Annotated in this window: 14 protein-coding genes; 5 read left to right on the top strand and 9 right to left on the bottom strand. The window is 62.4% G+C overall.

Features of this window, described 5'->3' with window-relative positions:
* Window positions 1-268: 268 nt before the first annotated feature.
* Window positions 269-1,009: a phosphatase PAP2 family protein gene (locus tag DM374_RS29735; RefSeq protein ID WP_110973131.1), complete on the bottom strand. Its 741-nt coding sequence runs from the start codon at window positions 1,007-1,009 to the stop codon at window positions 269-271.
* 183 nt (window positions 1,010-1,192) lie between these two features.
* Between DM374_RS29735 and colR the strand changes: the two genes are divergently transcribed.
* The 5 genes from colR (at window position 1,193) to DM374_RS33875 (ending at window position 4,911) form a co-directional block, all read left to right on the top strand.
* On the top strand, window positions 1,193-1,876 hold the full coding sequence (gene colR, locus DM374_RS29730; RefSeq protein ID WP_110973130.1) for a two-component system response regulator ColR: 684 nt from the start codon (window positions 1,193-1,195) through the stop codon (window positions 1,874-1,876).
* Window positions 1,866-3,158 (top strand): sensor histidine kinase, encoded by a 1,293-nt coding sequence (locus tag DM374_RS29725; protein ID WP_110973129.1) that lies wholly within the window; start codon window positions 1,866-1,868, stop codon window positions 3,156-3,158. Before colR ends, DM374_RS29725 begins: the two co-directional genes overlap by 11 nt.
* Before the next feature lie 129 nt (window positions 3,159-3,287).
* Window positions 3,288-3,968: a class I SAM-dependent methyltransferase gene (locus tag DM374_RS29720; RefSeq protein ID WP_110973128.1), complete on the top strand. Its 681-nt coding sequence runs from the start codon at window positions 3,288-3,290 to the stop codon at window positions 3,966-3,968.
* Window positions 3,969-3,973: 5 nt separating this feature from the next.
* A complete protein-coding gene (locus DM374_RS29715; protein ID WP_110973127.1) occupies window positions 3,974-4,684 on the top strand; it encodes a lipopolysaccharide kinase InaA family protein in 711 nt (236 codons plus the stop codon).
* Complete coding sequence (locus DM374_RS33875) at window positions 4,684-4,911, top strand: hypothetical protein (protein ID WP_110973126.1); 228 nt, start codon at window positions 4,684-4,686, stop codon at window positions 4,909-4,911. The genes DM374_RS29715 and DM374_RS33875 overlap by 1 nt, the downstream gene beginning before the upstream one ends.
* A gap of 122 nt (window positions 4,912-5,033) precedes the next feature.
* On the opposite strand, the gene DM374_RS29705 is transcribed toward DM374_RS33875, so the two are convergent.
* The 8 genes from DM374_RS29705 to DM374_RS29670 form a co-directional block, all read right to left on the bottom strand.
* A complete protein-coding gene (locus tag DM374_RS29705) occupies window positions 5,034-8,081 on the bottom strand; it encodes a multidrug efflux RND transporter permease subunit (protein WP_110973125.1) in 3,048 nt (1,015 codons plus the stop codon).
* 13 nt (window positions 8,082-8,094) lie between these two features.
* Window positions 8,095-9,246 (bottom strand): efflux RND transporter periplasmic adaptor subunit, encoded by a 1,152-nt coding sequence (locus DM374_RS29700; RefSeq protein WP_110973124.1) that lies wholly within the window; start codon window positions 9,244-9,246, stop codon window positions 8,095-8,097.
* Window positions 9,247-9,312: 66 nt separating this feature from the next.
* Window positions 9,313-10,410, bottom strand: coding sequence for a DUF1513 domain-containing protein (locus DM374_RS29695; protein ID WP_110973123.1), 1,098 nt, complete (start codon window positions 10,408-10,410; stop codon window positions 9,313-9,315).
* 2 nt (window positions 10,411-10,412) lie between these two features.
* Window positions 10,413-11,477: an imelysin family protein gene (locus DM374_RS29690; protein WP_110973122.1), complete on the bottom strand. Its 1,065-nt coding sequence runs from the start codon at window positions 11,475-11,477 to the stop codon at window positions 10,413-10,415.
* 14 nt (window positions 11,478-11,491) lie between these two features.
* The gene (locus tag DM374_RS29685; protein ID WP_110973121.1) at window positions 11,492-12,919 is read right to left on the bottom strand and encodes a di-heme oxidoreductase family protein; all 1,428 of its coding nucleotides are present in this window, start codon (window positions 12,917-12,919) and stop codon (window positions 11,492-11,494) included.
* A gap of 415 nt (window positions 12,920-13,334) precedes the next feature.
* Window positions 13,335-14,675, bottom strand: coding sequence for an imelysin family protein (locus DM374_RS29680; RefSeq protein ID WP_110973120.1), 1,341 nt, complete (start codon window positions 14,673-14,675; stop codon window positions 13,335-13,337).
* 144 nt (window positions 14,676-14,819) lie between these two features.
* On the bottom strand, window positions 14,820-16,901 hold the full coding sequence (locus DM374_RS29675; RefSeq protein ID WP_404821399.1) for a putative bifunctional diguanylate cyclase/phosphodiesterase: 2,082 nt from the start codon (window positions 16,899-16,901) through the stop codon (window positions 14,820-14,822).
* 268 nt (window positions 16,902-17,169) lie between these two features.
* Window positions 17,170-17,766: a superoxide dismutase gene (locus DM374_RS29670; protein ID WP_110973118.1), complete on the bottom strand. Its 597-nt coding sequence runs from the start codon at window positions 17,764-17,766 to the stop codon at window positions 17,170-17,172.
* Between the last annotated feature and the right edge of the window lie 18 nt (window positions 17,767-17,784).

The raw sequence follows: 17,784 nt of genomic DNA, 5'->3' as shown, positions 1-17,784 counted from the left end.
TGTCTGGACTTTCGCGCACGAAGATCAAGAGCGCCTTGTGGCGCGTCTGTTAGTTAGATTTTGATTTCGAAGATCCGTCATCACAGACTTCGCCCGTAACTTCGCGACTTCAGGAGGGGACCCGAAGCGCAGCGTAGGGCCGGATGCGGGAGCGAGCGGTTTTGCCTACTTTTGCCAAGACAAAAGTCGGACGCCGTAAAGGCGGAAGGGGCCGGCAGCCTCGCCACATCGAATGGATAAGCTCACAGCACCCAAGCCCGTAAATGAATCAGTTGACCTGCACCACAGCATCGCTGGCCTCGGCCGGGGCATGTCGGCGGTACAGCACCAGGTAGTAACAACCCAGCGCAATCAACCAGCAAAACACCGCGGTCCAGACGTTGTGCGAAAAAAAGTGCGCCCCTTGCAACATGCGCCCGATCGAGAACAGCGTGCCGAGACCAAAGGCCACACCCAGCGCCACTTTCGCCAGACGCGGGCGACGATCACGCAGGACAAAGAACAGCGCGAACAGGGTAAAACCGGTAGCCGCATGACCGCCGGGCCAGCAACGCCCGGGTTTGTTGGTTTCAGGCCGTGCTTCGAGCAACTTGCTGTAGGTTTCATTGCCGCCAAACTGGCTCAGACTCCACGGACACTGCACGGCAGTCACCGCTTTGAGCGGCGTGACAAAGGCCGTCGAGAGCCCCATGGCCAGGACCAGGCAGCCCAACTCCCGACGCACAGGTTTCAGCCGTTCAACCGCGAAACTGGCGGCAAACCCACCGATCGCCAGCACGCCGAAAAGGATGACGAGCTGTTTGGCGCGGTCATGCAGGATGTCTTCGAGAAAGTAGCTGTGCCTGCCAATGAACTGGCCAGCGGCTGGGTCGAACGCCATCCGGGCCAACACCATGTCGACATCGGTCAGTTCGAGCAGGACGAGCACCACCGCGACCAGCAGTGGAATGCCCAGGGCCAGCCAGGGATTGAGTGGGCGCGAGGGAACGAAATCGGGGTGTGGGGGCATGACGAGTCCAGGCGGTGAGGGAAGACGACCGGCGATTCTCCATCCCGGCGCATGCCTTGTTTGTGAATCCACCGTGAAAAAAACGTCAGGTGACAATATCGCCCGGTTGGCCTAGCGGCTTGTCTACTATGACCGTAAGCTGCGCCAGCCAGACGGCCACAGCAACAGAAACGAGAGGACGCCATGCGCATACTACTGGTTGAAGATAACCGCGATATCCTGGCCAACCTGGCCGATTACCTGGGCCTCAAGGGCTATACGGTCGATTGCGCACAGGATGGACTGTCCGGCCTGCACCTGGCCGCGACCGAACATTACGACCTGATCGTGCTGGACATCATGCTCCCCGGCATCGACGGCTACACCTTGTGCAAACGCCTGCGCGAGGATGCCCGCCGGGACACGCCGGTGATCATGCTCACCGCCCGCGACCAGCTCGACGACCGCCTGCAAGGCTTCCGCTCCGGCGCCGACGATTACCTGCTCAAGCCCTTCGCCCTCTCCGAACTGGCCGCGCGCATCGAAGCGGTGCTGCGTCGCGCCCAGGGCGGCGGCCGGCGCAGCCTGCAGGTGGGCGAACTGAGCTATGACCTCGACACACTGGAAGTCACCCGCGAGGGCCGCCTGCTCAAACTCAACCCGGTGGGCCTGAAGTTGCTGGCGGTACTGATGCAGAAGAGCCCGCACGTGCTGCGCCGCGAGGTGCTGGAAGAGGCCCTGTGGGGCGATGATTGCCCGGACAGCGACAGCCTGCGCAGCCACGTCCATCAATTGCGCCAGGTCATCGACAAACCGTTCGAAAAACCGCTGCTGCACACCGTCCACGGCGTCGGCTACCGGCTGGCCGAGGGCCGTGATGGAGTTTAAGCAAAGCCTTGCCCAGCGGATCATCATCGCCTTCGCGCTGATGAGCGCGCTGGTGGCGGGCGCGTTCGCGTTCGGTATTGTCGCGACGGTACACCTGGTGGAAGAGCGGCTGATTTCCACTGTGCTGGGTGGCGACTTGCAGCGCTTGCTGCTGATGGACAACGTCAGTGAATGGAGCCACCGGCCGCGGCCCGACCAGTTGTTCTATTACAGTGGCGGGCGCGATGACTTTGCCCTGCCGTCGGACCTGAAGCACCTGAATCCCGGTTTCCACGAAGTGTTCCGTGAGCACCTGTCTTACCACGCCATGGTCGAGGTGGTGGATGGCCGGCGCTATGTGCTGTTGCAGGACCAGAGCGATTTCGAAGAACGCGAGCGGGTGCTGTTCGCCGTGGTGGTGGTGGGGTTCGTCCTCAGCCTGGCGCTGGCGGTGTTCCTCGGCTGGGTATTGGCGCGGCGGGTGATGGCGCCGGTTATTCGTCTGGCGCGGCAGGTTCGTCATCGTGACCAGTTGCTCGGCCTGGCGCCGCCATTGGCACCGGATTATGCCGCCGACGAAGTGGGGCAGTTGGCTGTGGCCTTCGATGCCACGCTGGGTCGCTTGCGCGATGCGCTGACCCGGGAGCGGCTATTTACCAGCGACGTCAGCCATGAACTGCGTACACCGTTGATGGTCCTGGCCAGCTCCTGCGAACTGCTGATGGAGTACCCCGGTCTCAATGACCGAGCCCGTTCCCAGGTGGAACGGATTGCTCGTGCCACCGAAGAGATGCAGGAACTGGTCAAGACCTTCCTGATGCTCGCCCGCGCCCAGCGTGATGAAGGCGCTGTCGCTTCGCGGACGACGCTCAAGGAAGTCGGCGATGAACTGATAGGCGTATGGCGCGACACCATCGAGCAGAAGGGCCTCTCGCTGAGCCTGGTGGTCAATGCAGTTTCGCCGCAGCTCTACAACGCGACGTTCCTGCAGTCGGTGATGGGCAACCTGCTGCGCAATGCCGCGCATTACACCGACTCCGGTTTTATCCGCCTGACCCTCGACGCGGACAGCTTCATGGTGGAGGACAGCGGTGTGGGGATTCCCGAGGAACAGCGCGAGGCGATGTTCCAGCCGTTCGTGCGCGGCGGCGAGAAGCGCGGTGATGGCCTCGGCCTTGGTTTGTCGCTGGTCCAGCGTATTTGTGACGATCAGGGCTGGGTGGTCAGCCTCAGCGCAACCCAGCCCCATGGCTGCCGTTTCCATGTGAGCCTGGGTGACAAGGGAGTGGCGCCTGACGCCTGAGTCCGTTTTGGATCCAGGTAATACTTTGTAAAGCTTGAGAATTTACCTGACATATTTTTCACACGCACATGACCTGACGGCAACGTTGCCCCGCGTAACGTGGCGCTCATTGCAGTCAGGAGATGTGCCATGTCCAGTCCTATCAAGCTCGATTTTTCCGAAAAGTACGATCAGACCCACGCCCAGCAATACTACGAGAAGCACCAGGCCAGCTTTGCCCGTCGCCTGTCCCACCAGCGTGATGAGCAACTTGCCCGACGCGCTCTGATGCTGGCAGGAGAGCCGGGACTGGTGCTGGACCTGCCTTCTGGTGCCGGACGCTTCTGGCCGCTGCTGGCGGAAAAGGCCAACCGCGTGATCATCGGAGCCGACAATTCCGCGGCCATGCTGGAGACTGCGTGCCGCTCGCAACCCGCTGAAGTCGTGAAACGGGTACGACCCTTGCAGACCTCAGCCTTCGCAATCGATCTACCCGACAACGCGGTAGACAGCATCTTCTGCATGCGGCTGTTCCACCACATTGGTGAAGCTGCTCACAGGATGACAATTCTCAAGGAATTTCAAAGAGTTAGCCGTGATAGCGTGATTGTTTCGCTATGGGTGGACGGCAATATCAAGGCATGGCGTCGGAAAAAACTCGAAGCGCGTCGCGGGGCCACAGGTGAGACTGGAAGTTACCAGAATCGCTTTGTGTTACCGGCTGCTACGGTCGAGGAGGAGTTCAAGGCTGCCGGCTTCCGGATTCAGGAACAAATGGACTTTCTGCCGTTCTACGCCATGTGGCGAGTTTATGTATTGCGCAAGGGTTGAAAAATATGGATGTGACAGATGCGGGCCGGGCTTCCGGCACTGACCGGTTCGATTATTTCTGGAAACAGCAGGGCGAGTGGGTAGAAGAACCCAACCAGCGGCGTGGCGGCGAGAGCGGTGTGCAGCGCTTGCGCGATGACCGCGGACACATGCTGTACGCCAAACGCCAGATTGGTCATATCTACCGCAGTCTGTTGCACCCCTTTGGCCGCCCTACGGTGTTGCGCGAGTACGAAGCGCTGCACAGTTTCGAGCAACTGGGCGTGCGTGTACCGAACATTGTCTATTGCGGTGTCGAGCGCGATGCCGATCACCAATGGCGTGCGTTGCTGGTCAGCGAGGCGCTGGAAGGCTTCGAGGAAATCGACAACTGGTATGCCGCTGGTGGCCGCGAGCGATACGGCGAAGTGCTGCACGACCGCGTGCTGGAAGACCTGGCGCGCAACCTGGCGCGGATGCACCTGGGGCATTGGCAGCACGGCTGCCTGTATGCCAAGCATGTCTTCGTCAAGGTCGTGGGCGAGGGCGACGATGCCCGCGCCGAGATCGCACTGCTGGACCTGGAAAAGTGCCGTCGGCGTATTAGTCGGCACAGGGCCGCTGCCAATGACCTTCGCCAGTTGCGCCGCCATTCGTCGTGGAACGATGCCGATTGGCAAAAGCTGCTCTATTTTTACCAGATGGCGTTTGGCAGCGCAGTCAAAGGTTTAGAGTGATGAAACTAGAAATAGCTCGAAGTTTGTTTCTCCTGGCTGCCCTGGCTACCGCGACCGTTGCGGTAGCGGCATGGGAGCAGCCTCGCCCGGGTGTGATCAGCGCTTCCGATGTTTCGGAACGCTGCCCATTGCCGCGAGTGGTGAAACCGCAGGTCCAGGCCCAGCCCGACCATGATCTGCTGCTGTTTCTGTTTGGTATGAGCCAAGGGCTCAGAGGGCAGGGCTGATATAAACCTGATTTGAGGCCTCATCACTGACAAGCCAGCTCCCACAATGAATCGGCATTTGCCGGACACTGTGGGAGCTGGCTTGTCGGGGCGCCGAACCGCAGCGATGAGGCCCTAAACATTTACACCCTTTGCTCGACGGTACGCGGCTCATCCTTACGTGCCAGCAGTGTGTAGACGCAAGGCAGCACGAACAGAGTAAACAGTGTCCCCACCGACATCCCCGTCGCAATCACCGTCCCGATATCGAACCGGCTGACCGCTCCCGCGCCGCTGGCGAGGATCAGTGGAACCATGCCGAAGACCATCGCCGCCGTAGTCATCAATACCGGCCGCAAACGAATCGCCGCCGCTTCCTCGATTGCCTCGCGGGCCGTCAGGCCTTTCTGTTCGCGTAGCTGGTTGGCGAACTCGACGATGAGAATGCCGTGCTTGCTGATCAGGCCGATCAGCGTCACCAGCCCCACCTGGGTGTAGATGTTCAGGCTCGACAGCCCCAGGAACAGCGGAATCAGCGCCCCGCAGATCGACATTGGCACGGTCACCAGAATCACCAGTGGATCGCGGAAGCTCTCGAACTGCGCCGCCAGCACCAGGAAAATGATCGCCAGCGCCAGGCCGAAGGTCACCCACAACGCGCTGCCTTCCTGCACGAACTGGCGCGCCGCGCCGCTGTAGTCGAAGGCGAAGCCCGCCGGGGCTTCTTCCTGGGCGATGGTGCGCACGGTGTCCAGCGCCTCGCCCATGCTGACGATTGGGAAGCCCTGGATAATCGCCGAGTTGAGTTGCTGGAACTGGTTGAGCTGGCGCGGTCGCGCACGGTCGCTGACGGTGATCAGGGTCGACAGCGGCAGCATCTGCCCGGCCTGGTTCTTCACGTAGTAGTTGTTCAGCCAGTCCGGATTATCGCGGTAGGCCCGTTCGACCTGGGCGATCACCTTGTAGCTGCGACCGTCGATGGTGAAGCGGTTGATTTCTGCCTCGCCCAGCAACGTCGCCAGGGTGCTGCCCAGTACATCCATGGACACGCCCATCTGCGCCGCCTTGGCCCGGTCGATATCGACCACCACCTCCGGCTTGTCGAAGGCCAGGTCGATATCGAGGAAGGCGAACTTGCCCGAGGCCTCGGCGCGCTCCTTGATCCGCTGGGCCACGTCCAGCAGCGATTCATAGTCGTTCGGCGTGTTGATCACGAAGGCGAAAGGCAGGCCCTCGCCGGTACCCGGCAGCGACGGCAGGTTGAAGCCGAAGATCTGCAGGCCGGCGATTCCATCGAGCTTGGCCTGGACTTCCGGCAACAACGCCATCTGCGAGCGCTTGCGGTCGTCCCACGGCTTGAGCAGGAAGCCGCCGATCCCCGATTGCACGCCATTGAAGCCGTTGATCTGGAACGACGAGTAGTACTCTGGAAATTCCTTGAAGATCTTGGTGAATTCGTCGGTGTAGCTGTTCAGGTAGTCGAGGTTGGTCGGCTGTGGCGCAGTGGCCATCATGAAGATGATCCCCTGGTCCTCGTTCGGGGCCAGTTCCGAGGTGCTGAACTTGAGGAACACCGGAATCAGGCACAGCACAATGACGCCGAACACCAGCACCACCGGGCGGGTATCGAGGGTGGCATGGAGCAGCCGCTGGTAGCGCTGCTTGAGCCGTTCGAAGAGCTTGTCGAGGCGGTGCGCCAGGCCGGACGGGTTTTCTTCGTGGCGCAGGAGCATGGCGCACATCATCGGCGACAGCGTCAGGGCCACGACGCCGGAGATGACCACCGCGCCGGCGAGGGTCAGGGCGAATTCCTTGAACAGCGCACCGGTGAGCCCTTCAAGGAAGCCGATCGGGGCGTAGACCGCCGCCAGGGTGATGGTCATCGACACCACCGGCATGGCGATTTCCCGCGCACCTTCCAGTGCCGCGTCGAACGGGGTCTTGCCCTCTTCGATATGGCGGTGGATGTTTTCCACCACGACGATGGCGTCGTCCACCACCAGGCCGATGGCCAGCACCATGGCCAGCAAGGTCAGCAGGTTCAGCGAATAGCCCATCAACTGCATGAAGAACAGCACGCCGATCATCGACAACGGGATGGTGATGACCGGGATCAGCACCGAGCGGAAGGCGCCGAGGAACAGGAATACCACCACGATGACGATCAGCACGGCCTCGACCAGGGTCTTGACCACTTCGTCGATGGAGGCCTGGATGAACAGGGTGGCGTCGTAGGCGATGGAAGCCTTGAGGTTCGGCGGCAACTGGCTTTCCAGCTCCGGCATCAGTTTGCGCACTTCCTTGATCACGTCCAGCGGGTTGGCGCCCGGCGTGGCCTTGATGCCGATGTACACCGACGGCGTGCCGTCGAAAGAGCTGACCGTGTCGTAGTTTTCCGCGCCCATCTCCACCCGCGCCACATCGCCGAGCAGCACCCGGCTGTCGCCGCTGGTCTTGAGTGGGATGTTGGCGAAGGCTTCGGCGGACTTCAGTTCGGTGCTGGCGTTGATGCTGGTGACCACATACTCGCCCTTCACCTCACCGGCGGCGGACAGGAAGTTGTAGCGGCGCACCGCCTCGGTGACGTCGCTGGCGCTCAGCCCGTAGCCGGCGAGGCGCACCGGGTCGATCCACAGGCGCATGGCGAACAACTGGTTGCCGAGGATTTCCGCTTCGGCCATGCCCGGCAGGGTCGCCAGCTTGGGCTGGATGACCCGCGACAGGTAGTCGGTGATCTGCGGGTTGCTCAGTTCGCTGCTGTAGAAGCTGATGTACATCAGCGCCGAAGCGTCGGCCGCTTCCTTGCTCAGCACCGGGTCTTCGGCGTCTTGCGGCAGCTTGTTCTTGACCTCGTTGGCCTTGGCCAGCAGCTCGGTGAACAGGCGGTCGCTGTCCGAGCCGATGCGGGCGTAGATCGAGATCACCGAGAAATTCTGCCGGCTTACCGACGTCATGTAATCGATGCCTTCGGCGCTCGCCAGGCTCTGTTGCATGGGCTGGGTGATGTAGCCCTGAATGGTTTCGGCGTTGGCCCCGGGGTAGGCGGTGGTCACCGTGATCAGGGCGTTTTCCATCTGCGGGTACTGGCGGATGGGCAACTTGCTCCAGGCCTGGAAGCCGAGCAACACGATCAGCAGGCTGACCACGGTTGCCAGCACCGGACGGCGGATGAACGGATCGGTAAAAGCCATGACGGCTCCTTGTTCAGTCGGTGCCAGGCTGGCTGTTCGAGTCGGCTTTCTGGGTCTTGTCGGGGCTGACGGCAATCGATGCGCCCTGGGTCAGCTTGAGCTGCCCGGCCGTGACGACCTGTTCTCCGACCTTGAGTCCCTTGCTGACGACGACCAGACCGTCGCGGTGCTCGCCAGTGGTGACGAAGCGCCGTTCGGCGATCAGTGCTGGCTTGCCGTCGGCAGCGTTCTCAGGCTCGCCGTTCTCGGCCTTTTTCGGCACCGCGACATACACGGAGTTGCCGTACAGGGTGTAGGTGATCGCGCTCTGCGGCACCACTACTTCATTGCTCGGATTGGGCAGCAGCACCTGCACATTGGCGAACATGCCGGGCAGCAGCTTGCCGTCAGGATTGGCCAGGGTGGCGCGGATCTGCACGTTGCGGGTGGCGTCATCGACCTTGGGGTTGAGGGCGCTGATGGCTGCAGTGAAGGTCTCGTTGGGGAAAGCGGCGACGCTGATCAGTGCTTGCTGTTGCAGGCTGAGTTTCGGCAGGGCCTGCTCGGGCACCGAGAAGTCGACGTAGAGGCTGCTGAGGTCCTGCAGCGTGGCGATCACCGTGCCGCTGGGCAGGTATTTGCCGACATCCACCTGGCGGATGCCGATGGTGCCGCTGAACGGCGCGGCGATGCTTTTCTTCGCGAGCGAGGCTTTGAGTTGATCGACCACGGCCTTGTTGCGCAGGTACTGCGCGGTCAGGCGGTCGTATTCACCTTTGGAGATGGCCTGGCTGCCCACCAGTTGGCCGCCCCGGTTGTAGTCCACCTTGGCCAGGCCGAGGTCGGCCTGGGCGGTGCCGAGCAGGGCGTTTTCCACTTCGCTGTCCAGTTCGAGCAGCGGCTGGCCGCGCTTGACCTGTTGCCCGGACTCGAACAGCAAGGTTTTCACCGTGCCTTCGGTTTCCAGGCTCAAGTCGACCCCTTGCAGCGCTTTCAGGCTGCCCACGGCGGGCAATCGGCTTTGCCAGGCGAGTTCCCGCGCCTCGGTCGCCGCCACGCTGACGGGCGGTTTTGGCGCGGAGAACATCTGGATCTGCTGATAGATGGAGAAGGCTTTGTAGCCCCCCAGGATCAACACGATCAGCAGCACGATGCCCAACATGATCAGCATGCGACGGCGCAGCATATTCCAGTTCCTTGGATGCGATATTGGCGAAGTCTACTCGCTTGCCCTACGCCCGGCGACCACGCTTCAGACTAGATGCAGGTGGTTGTCCCACAGGCCTGACGGCAATTGCAGCGGCTGTCCGACCAGTTCGTCCTTGCGGCAGTCATACAGGCGGCAGCGACCCTGTCCGGAGGTGACCACGAAACCATCGGCCACCGCGCCAACGCCGGCGCAATCCGGCATCGGCGCATCCAGGCGTACGCTGGCGTCGTCGAGGTCCCAGATGAACAGGCGATTGGCCCGTGGCGCGGTCATCGCCACCAGGCGCAGCTCGCTGTGCACGGCAACGCTGGCGGTGTACTGGGCCATGGACTGCAACTGATGCTCCGGCACCGGGAAAGCCGCAAACGGCAGGCCCGGACGCTTGATCGCCAACAGCTCGGCAGTCTCATGGGCATCGCCCATAAACTGCTGGCAGGCGACCACTGTGCCATCGTTGCCGATGGCCAGGTGACGCACGCTGTTCATCTGTTGGCCAAGGGTTTCCTTGCTGATCAGGCTGCCATCGCGGTGCATCAGCACCAGACTCGGCTCCATTGCGTTCAGGTTCATCTCGACCCGGCTTTCGGCCTCGGTGCGGATACCGCCGTTGGCCACCACCAGGGTCTCGCCGTCCGGCATCCACGACACCTGATGCGGGCCGACGCCGTGGGTGGAAATCTCACCGGTATACACCAGGCGCTCGCCTTCGAAGCGGTACACGCCGAGTACGCCACGCCCCGGATCGGTGGTGTCGTTCTCGGTGGCATACAGCCACTCGCCGCCTTTGTGGATCACCGCGTGACCGTAGAAATGCCGGTTCGGTTGCGAGGCGATGGTCTGCAGCAAAACGCCGTCGCGCAGGTCGATCAGGTAGCTTTCGGTACCTGGGCGACGAGCGACGAACAGGGCGATGGGCAGTTCGGGGTGATTGATGATGTCGTGGCAACGCTGGGCGACCCGGGTGGCGAACACCTGGGTGCCGTCCAGGCGATAGCCGACCGCGTAGTGCTGACCGTCCGCGTCATCGCGGGCAGACAACAACAGCGGCGGCCGCTCCTTTTGCCGCAGCAGGGTCCAGCCGCCCAGAGTGAGGGCGCTGAGCAGAACACTACCGAGTTTCAGGGCCTGGCGTCGCAGCATGATCAGTCACCGTCGTTGGCGTTGAAGCCGAGTTGGATGTTCAGCGCTTTGGCCAGCTCGCCTTCGTGCAGGCGGTGAACCACGTTCAGGCTGTCATAGATCGCGTTGAGCTGCTGGCGACCGGCTTCATCCTGCAGCAGTTCGTCCAGGGTGTGCTGGTTGGCGTCCAGCAGCTTGATCGACTCGGCGTAGGCGGCGTCGATCTTGTCGGCCAGGACTTTCTGGTCCTTGCCCAGCAGACCACGCAGGCCCTGATTGTCGACGCCGACCCAGACGGTCTGCGACGCGGCGAGGCTGGCGGCGATGCTCTTGAGCGATGACTGGCTGCGCCAGGCTTCGGCTTGCAGCGGCTGCGGAATGCCTTTGCTCAGGCGACCCATCGGCGTGCCGAGCTTTTTCTTCAGGGTGTCCAGGGCGGTGACCTGGGCGCGCAGCAGATCGGCGATGGCCTCGTGAGAGTCGGCGTAGCGCTGGTTGGGGAACTTGGTCAACTGCGCGAGCATGCCGTCGTTGCTGTTCCAGTTCTTCAGGATGTCTTCGGCCAGGGTCTTCTGGTAAGCGGCGATGGCCACCAGCAGCGGGCAGTAGCGCGCTTTCTGCTCTGGATTGGCGGCGTCCGGCTTGCTGTCGAAGAGGATGTATTCGTAGGCCGAGAGGCCGCGGACCACGACACTGGACTTGGCCACGGTCTCGGCATCTACCGGCTTGTCACCGCTGACCAGTTGCTCGACCTGGCGGCCGACAAGGTTTTTCTTGTCTGGCCAGAACTGAACCTGCCAGGCGCGGTTGCCTTCGGCCAGCGGGCCGATCAACAGTGGTTGCAGCTCGGCCCAGGCTTTTTGCGCGTGGAGGAAATCGGCACGGGCGGTGTCCAGGCTTGCCTTGCCTTCGCAGTAGGCGAGGGCGCTGACGGCCAACTGGCGGTCGGCTTCGACCCAGCGGCTGTAGGTCGGCATGATCACCTGCTTGGCGATGGCGGCGGAGGTCACGGCCTGCGGGTCTTGCGGCGAGCAGGCGCCCAGCGCGAGGGCGGCGAGGCTGGTGAACAACAGCTTGGGACGGAACATGTCCGGCTCCTTCTCTAGAGTGAGTTCAGGAACGCCAGCAACGCAGCGCGTTGCTCGGCATTGAAGGTCAAGACGTGACGCTGGGCGGCTTGTGCTTCGCCGCCGTGCCAAAGCACGGCTTCAAGCAGGTTGCGCGCCCGGCCGTCGTGGAGAAACTGGGTGTGGCCGCTGACGGTCTGGTTCAGGCTGATGCCCCATAACGGCGCGGTGCGCCAGTCCTGGCCGCTGGCGGCGAATTCGCTGCGCTGGTCGGCGAGGCCCGGGCCCATGTCGTGCAGCAACAGGTCGCTGTAGGGGCGGATCACCTGACTGGCCAGTTCCGGCTCGGCGGCCGTGGCAGCGGTGGTGAACTGCGGGGTGTGGCAGCCCTGGCAGCCGGCCTGGAAGAACAGGTTCTTGCCGGCCAGCACCTGCGCCGAATCGACGTCCTTGCGCGCGGGCACCGCCAGGTTGCGGGTGTAGTAGAGGATCAGGCGCAGGATGTTGTCGCTGACTTCCTGTTCGCCGTTGGCGCCATTGCCGTTGGGCGCCTGCTTGCAGGCGGTCTGCGCTGCGGTGCAGTCGTCCATCGGGCGCAGGCTGCTGGTCAGGCCCATGTCGCCGGAAAGGGCGTGGACATTCTGCTGGTTGAGGTTCGGCTGCCCGGCTTTCCAGCCGAAGCGGCCCATCACGGTTTCGTGGCGGGCGTCGTCCCAGACTCGATTGGGTCGGCCACGAATGCCGTCGCCGTTGCGGTCGTCCGGGTCGGCATTGGCCAGGATGGCTTCCTCCGGGATCGCTTCGAGCAGGCCGAGGCCGATCATCGGCGGAGCGATGCGCGCGGAGAACAGCGTGTCGGGGTGCATCGGACCATAGCCGAGCTGGGTGATATTGAGTTGTGGCGTGCGCAGTTCGACCTGGGTGCCGTCCTTGAACGTCACCGTGTGCATGGTGTAGTCGACCCGGACCTTAGCTTCCGGCGCTACGCCGGGGATCGCCATGTCTTGCAACTGCCCGCCATAGACCGGCTCGGGGACGATGCCCAGTTGCTCGATGACTTTGACGTATTCGGGCTGGTTGGGGATCGACAGGCGCACCAGCATCGACACGGCGTTGCTGTCACCGGGCTCTGGTGGATGGCCACGGCCATCGCGGATGTGGCAGTTCTGGCAGGCGTTGGTGTTGAACAGCGGGCCGAGGCCATCGCGGGCGGTGGTGGTCGACGGGGCGATCACCCACGGGTTGCGAAAGAAGCTGTTGCCGACATGAAAGTCCAGGCGCCGCGCCGGGCTCAGGTTGGCCGATGGCATCGAATAGGCGTTCTGGTCGCCGCGGTTCACCGTGGTATCGCCGCCGGCACGGGCTTCGCCGGGCTCGGCCTGGGTGAAGCGTGGGGCTTCGTCGCAGGCGACCAGCGGCAGGGCCAGAAACAGTGGCAGGCAGAGGCGAAGCAGCGAGGGCATGAAAGATCCCGGACGGTGTTCGAAAAAACAGCCCGCAAGCTTAACAGGACGGGGCGGCGTGAATAAGAGGAGTTTGCGTTTGCCAGATGAAATCGGTGACCAGCGACAAGCCTCAAGCCTCAAGCTGCAAGAAAAAGCAGGCTGTGCAGTAGTGCCAGTTAGTTAGCATTGCAGCGCCTGTATTGGGGGCTGCTCTGCAGCCCTTCGCGACGGTTCGGCGCTCCGACAAGCTCGCTCCCACAGGACTCCGCAAAACTCCGGATCAGCGCTCTACTGTGGGAGCGAGCTTGTCGGAGCGCCGAACCGTCGCGAAGGGCCGCAAAGCGGCCCAAAAAGATTCATCTGCTTGAAGCTTGCTGCTTAACGGAAAAAGGCGACCCGAAGGTCGCCTTTCTTGTCCGTCTCCGGCGCCGAATCAGAATTCGTGATCAGCGGTGTCCGGGTTCAGGTCGGTGATACCCAGTTTGCCCGCGGCCTGTTCGATGGCGCCGGTCTGTTTGACCAGCGACGCGATGGCGTCACGCACGATCTGGTTGCCGGCAGCATTGTCGGCGGCGATCAGTTGGTCGTAGTGCTCGCCTTTCAGGGCGTGGTCGACGATCACCTGGATCTTGGCTTCGGTGGCTTCCAGGTCGGCCTTCAGGGTGGCATCGGTGGCCGGGTCGATCTTGGCAACCAGCGAGGACAGGCTCGGGCCGGTCAGCTTGGTGCCGTCCGGACGGGCGTATTCACCCAGGTAGACGTTGCGGATGCCCTTGGCGTCGTAGAAGTGCGAGTAGTGAGTGTTATCGCTGAAGCAGTCGTGCTCGTCTTCCGGCGAGTTGGCTTCCAGGGACACCTTCATGCGTTCGCCCGCCAGTTCACCCAGCGACAGGCTGCCCATGCCGAACAGCATTTTGCGCAGGCCGTTGGCCACAGGCTCGGCTTCCAGCGAGGCGCGGTAGTTGTCGGCAACGCCCGGCGCCCAGTTCTTGACCATTTCTTCCAGGTCGCTGACCAGCAGGTCGGTGACCGATTTCAGGTAAGCGCGACGACGGTCGTTGTGGCCGCCGGTGGCGCCCTGGCCTTCCAGGTAGTCCGACGCAGGACGGTTGCCGGCGCCTGGGCCGGTGCCGTTCAGGTCCTGGCCCCAGAGCAGGAATTCGATGGCGTGGTAGCCGGTGGCGACGTTGGCCTCGGAACCGCCCAGCTCGTTCAGACTGGCCAGTTTCTCAGGGGTGATGTCTTTGACGTCGATCTTGTCTTCGCCGACCTGGATCTCGGTGTTGGCGATGATGTTGGCGCTGGCGGCAGGGTTGCCCAGGGCGTGCTCGTAGCTCTTGTCGACGTAGTCGATCAGGCCTTCGTCCAGCGGCCAGGCGTTAACCTGACCTTCCCAGTCGTCGATGATGGTGTTGCCGAAGCGGAACACTTCGCTTTGCAGGTACGGAACGCGCGCAGCGACCCAGGCGGCCTTGGCGGCGCTCAGGGTGTCGGCGTCCGGCTTGGCCAGGAAGGCGTCGATCGCGGTTTGCAGGGTTTTCGCGGTGCTCAGCGAGTCGCTGTAGACGGCATAGACAATCTCGGAGTAGTGCTTGACCACGGCCTGGGCGGCAGCTTCGTCCACAGCGCCAGCGGCGGCAGGTGCGGCTGGCGTGGCGGCCGCTGCAGGCGCCTGGGCTTGCGGTGCGGCAGCCTTGTCCTTGCTGTCGCCGCAGCCGGCGAGAGAGATGGCAATGGCCAGCAAACTGGCGGTGGCCAGAGGCATACGAATCATGGCGAATTCCTGCGTCGAAGGGTTGAACAGGCGTGCCGGGGCACGCAAAAGTGGCGACATAATGCGAAAGATTTGCATTTTGTGTAAAGGGGGAACCGCGTAAATATTAGTGCGCTGTCGTCCGTGGGCAATTTTCAGGTCGTCTCAGAGTATCGACACCTGATTGCGCTGGGACTGCTTGAGGAACGCCACCAGTTCCCGGGCCGGCAACGGTTTGCTGTAGTGATAGCCCTGACCTTCGTGGCAGCCCTGGGCGACGATGTAGGACTCTTGCTCGGCGGTCTCCACACCCTCGGCAATGACCTGCATGCCGAGGCTTTTGCCCAACTGGATGATGGCGCGCACGATAGTGGCGTCATCGTCGTCTTCCAGCAGGTCCTGGACGAAGCTCTTGTCGATCTTGATCTTGTCCAGCGGCAGCGATTTCAGGTAGCTGAGCGACGAGTAGCCAGTACCGAAGTCATCGATGGCGATCAGCGCGCCGGAGCGGCGCAGGCTCAGCAGTTGCTGGGCGGCGGTGCTGATGTCTTCCATCAGGCCGGTTTCGGTGACTTCCAGCTCCAGGCTGCGCGGCGGCAGGCGATAGATCTGCAGCAGGTTGTTGACCACTCGCGGCAACTCGCTGTGGTGCAGTTGCACGGTGGACAGGTTGACCGCCATGCGCAGATCGCTGAAGCCCTGGTCGTGCCATTCGCGCAGTTGCCGGCAGGCCTGATCGAGCACCCATTCGCCAATGGAGACGATGTTGCCGTTCTGCTCTGCCAGCGGAATGAACTGGTCCGGCGGGACCATGCCCAGCTCCGGATGCTGCCAGCGCAACAGCGCCTCGACGCCGACCACGCGCTGGTCGCGGTAGCTGATCTGCGGTTGGTAGACGAGGAACAACTGGTTGCGCGACAGGGCTTCGCGCAGGTCTTTCTCCAGCTCGCGGCGGCGCCGCATTTCGCTGTCGACGCTGGCGATATAGAACTGATAGCGGTTGCGCGAGCGGGACTTGGCCAGGGTCATGGTCTGCTCGGCTTTCTGCAGCAGCTTCTCGGTGCTGTCGCCGTCTTCCGGGAACAGGGTGATGCCGATGGTGGCGCGCAGACGGATTTCCTGATGATCGAGGGCGAAGGGCGCCTCCAGGTCGTCGAGAATGCTCTGGGCCAGTTCGGCCGCCTCGTAAGGTTGTTCGATATCGGCCTGGACCAGTGCGAACTGGTCACCGCCCAACCGCGCCAGGGCGCCGAGCCGGCCGCTGTGGGCGCGCAGGCGATCGGCCAGGGCCAGCAGCAACTGGTCGCCGGCCTGGTAGCTGAATTGTTCGTTGATGCTTTTGAAGTCATCGAGGCCGACGCAGATCACCGCCACCCGGCGTTGCAGGCGGCCGGCATCGACAAGGATCTTGTCCAGCTGCTGTTGCAATTGCTGGCGATTCGGCAGGCCGGTGAGGAAGTCGTACTGGGCCATGCGCAGCAGGCTGTTTTCTGCCTCGTGGCGCAAATGGGTATTGCGCTCGATCGAGGCCAGCAACTGGTTGGCGGTATTGACCCACAGGCCCAGCTCGTTCTTCTCGTGGCCCTTGAGCAGCGGCAACTGGTGCTGGCTGGGGCGGTCGGGATTGATCTGGGTGAGGTGTTCGATGATCCGCGAGAGCGGCTTGGTCAGCAGCCAGTGATAGACCAGGTACAGCACCAGGCCCATGGCCAGGGCGCGCAGTACCCCGGAGATGAAGATGATCACCGAGTTGAACAGGAACCCTTCACCGTAGGACGCGGTGTCGAGGGTGATGTTCAGGTCGCCGTAATACTCGCTGTACGAGCCGCGTCCGACCAATTGAGTGCTGAATGCACGCTCCTGGCCGAGGATCGGGTCGGTGATCCAGCGGGTGCCGGTCTCCTGCAGCGGGCGGGATTTCTCCGCGAGCATGGTCTCGTTGGGATGGCCGATGGACGCCATGCGCACCGAGCGGTCCTGGAACAGACCTTCGATGACCTGCATGCCCATTTCCCGGTCGAGGCTGTAGACCGCCTGGGTCGACGGGTCGCGGAACATGTCGAGGATGCGCTGGGCATCATTGGCGACAGCCTGACGGGTCTTGTAGGCGTCGAACACGATCTGCGCACAGCTGAGCACCACTCCGACGATCAGCGCCGAGAGCAGGACAACCCTGAGCAACTTGACCGATAAGCTGTTCTTGAGTTCCAGCTTCAATGGGGTTTCCTTAATCCATGCGCATGGCATCATTTTGCCATCAAACGTGGCATTCCACTATCGGCCTTTGCAGCAGGCCGTGCGTGGTGGTTTTGCAGTGTTCCTGCTACCGGTCCGACCGTTGCGACGGTCGTTTAGGCACTGTATCGGTTGACCTGCCTTGCGACTTGAGCGCCGGAAGATGAAAGTTTCCAAGGTCTTGATGTTAGCGCGCCTTGCGCAAGCGGCAAGAGCAAGGCGGCGTTGAAGAGGCGAAAAAAAACCCGGCCAGGCCGGGTTTTTTTCAGGAACGCGTGACTCAGGCAGTGAAGGTCTTGCCTTCGAACTGCTCGGCAACGAACTTCCAGTTGACCAGGTTCCAGAACGCCTCGACGTACTTAGGACGGACGTTGCGGTAGTCGACGTAGTAAGCGTGTTCCCAGACGTCGCAGGTCAGCAGCGGGGTGTCGCCGTTGGTCAGCGGGTTGCCGGCACCGATGGTGCTGGCCAGGGCCAGGGAACCGTCAGCTTTCTTGACCAGCCAGCCCCAGCCGGAGCCGAAGGTGCCGACGGAAGTCTTGGTGAACTCTTCTTTGAACTTGTCGAAAGAACCGAACGCAGCGTTGATGGCTTCAGCCAGGGCGCCGGTTGGTTGGCCGCCGGCGTTTGGCGCCAGGCAGTTCCAGTAGAAGGTGTGGTTCCAGACCTGAGCGGCGTTGTTGAAGATGCCGCCGGAGGAGGTCTTGACGATTTCTTCCAGGGTTTTGCCTTCGAACTCGGTGCCTGGCACCAGGTTGTTCAGGTTCACGACGTAGGTGTTGTGGTGCTTGTCGTGGTGGAATTCCAGGGTTTCCTTGGAAATGTGCGGCTGCAGAGCATCGTGTGCGTAAGGCAGCGGCGGCAATTCAAAAGCCATGGTGAATCTCCTAATCAG

This window comes from Pseudomonas huaxiensis (assembly GCF_003231275.1).
Taxonomy (GTDB): domain Bacteria; phylum Pseudomonadota; class Gammaproteobacteria; order Pseudomonadales; family Pseudomonadaceae; genus Aquipseudomonas; species Aquipseudomonas huaxiensis.
This window is presented reverse-complemented; position numbering and strand designations above follow the sequence as displayed.

What these genes read in the sequence shown, in the direction of transcription:
- DM374_RS29735 (WP_110973131.1), bottom strand. Translation starts at nt 1,009, where the DNA reads ATGCCCCCACACCCCGATTTCGTTCCCTCGCGCCCACTCAATCCCTGG.
- colR (WP_110973130.1), top strand. Translation starts at nt 1,193, where the DNA reads ATGCGCATACTACTGGTTGAAGATAACCGCGATATCCTGGCCAACCTG.
- DM374_RS29725 (WP_110973129.1), top strand. Translation starts at nt 1,866, where the DNA reads ATGGAGTTTAAGCAAAGCCTTGCCCAGCGGATCATCATCGCCTTCGCG.
- DM374_RS29720 (WP_110973128.1), top strand. Translation starts at nt 3,288, where the DNA reads ATGTCCAGTCCTATCAAGCTCGATTTTTCCGAAAAGTACGATCAGACC.
- DM374_RS29715 (WP_110973127.1), top strand. Translation starts at nt 3,974, where the DNA reads ATGGATGTGACAGATGCGGGCCGGGCTTCCGGCACTGACCGGTTCGAT.
- DM374_RS33875 (WP_110973126.1), top strand. Translation starts at nt 4,684, where the DNA reads ATGAAACTAGAAATAGCTCGAAGTTTGTTTCTCCTGGCTGCCCTGGCT.
- DM374_RS29705 (WP_110973125.1), bottom strand. Translation starts at nt 8,081, where the DNA reads ATGGCTTTTACCGATCCGTTCATCCGCCGTCCGGTGCTGGCAACCGTG.
- DM374_RS29700 (WP_110973124.1), bottom strand. Translation starts at nt 9,246, where the DNA reads ATGCTGCGCCGTCGCATGCTGATCATGTTGGGCATCGTGCTGCTGATC.
- DM374_RS29695 (WP_110973123.1), bottom strand. Translation starts at nt 10,410, where the DNA reads ATGCTGCGACGCCAGGCCCTGAAACTCGGTAGTGTTCTGCTCAGCGCC.
- DM374_RS29690 (WP_110973122.1), bottom strand. Translation starts at nt 11,477, where the DNA reads ATGTTCCGTCCCAAGCTGTTGTTCACCAGCCTCGCCGCCCTCGCGCTG.
- DM374_RS29685 (WP_110973121.1), bottom strand. Translation starts at nt 12,919, where the DNA reads ATGCCCTCGCTGCTTCGCCTCTGCCTGCCACTGTTTCTGGCCCTGCCG.
- DM374_RS29680 (WP_110973120.1), bottom strand. Translation starts at nt 14,675, where the DNA reads ATGATTCGTATGCCTCTGGCCACCGCCAGTTTGCTGGCCATTGCCATC.
- DM374_RS29675 (WP_404821399.1), bottom strand. Translation starts at nt 16,901, where the DNA reads ATGCCATGCGCATGGATTAAGGAAACCCCATTGAAGCTGGAACTCAAG.
- DM374_RS29670 (WP_110973118.1), bottom strand. Translation starts at nt 17,766, where the DNA reads ATGGCTTTTGAATTGCCGCCGCTGCCTTACGCACACGATGCTCTGCAG.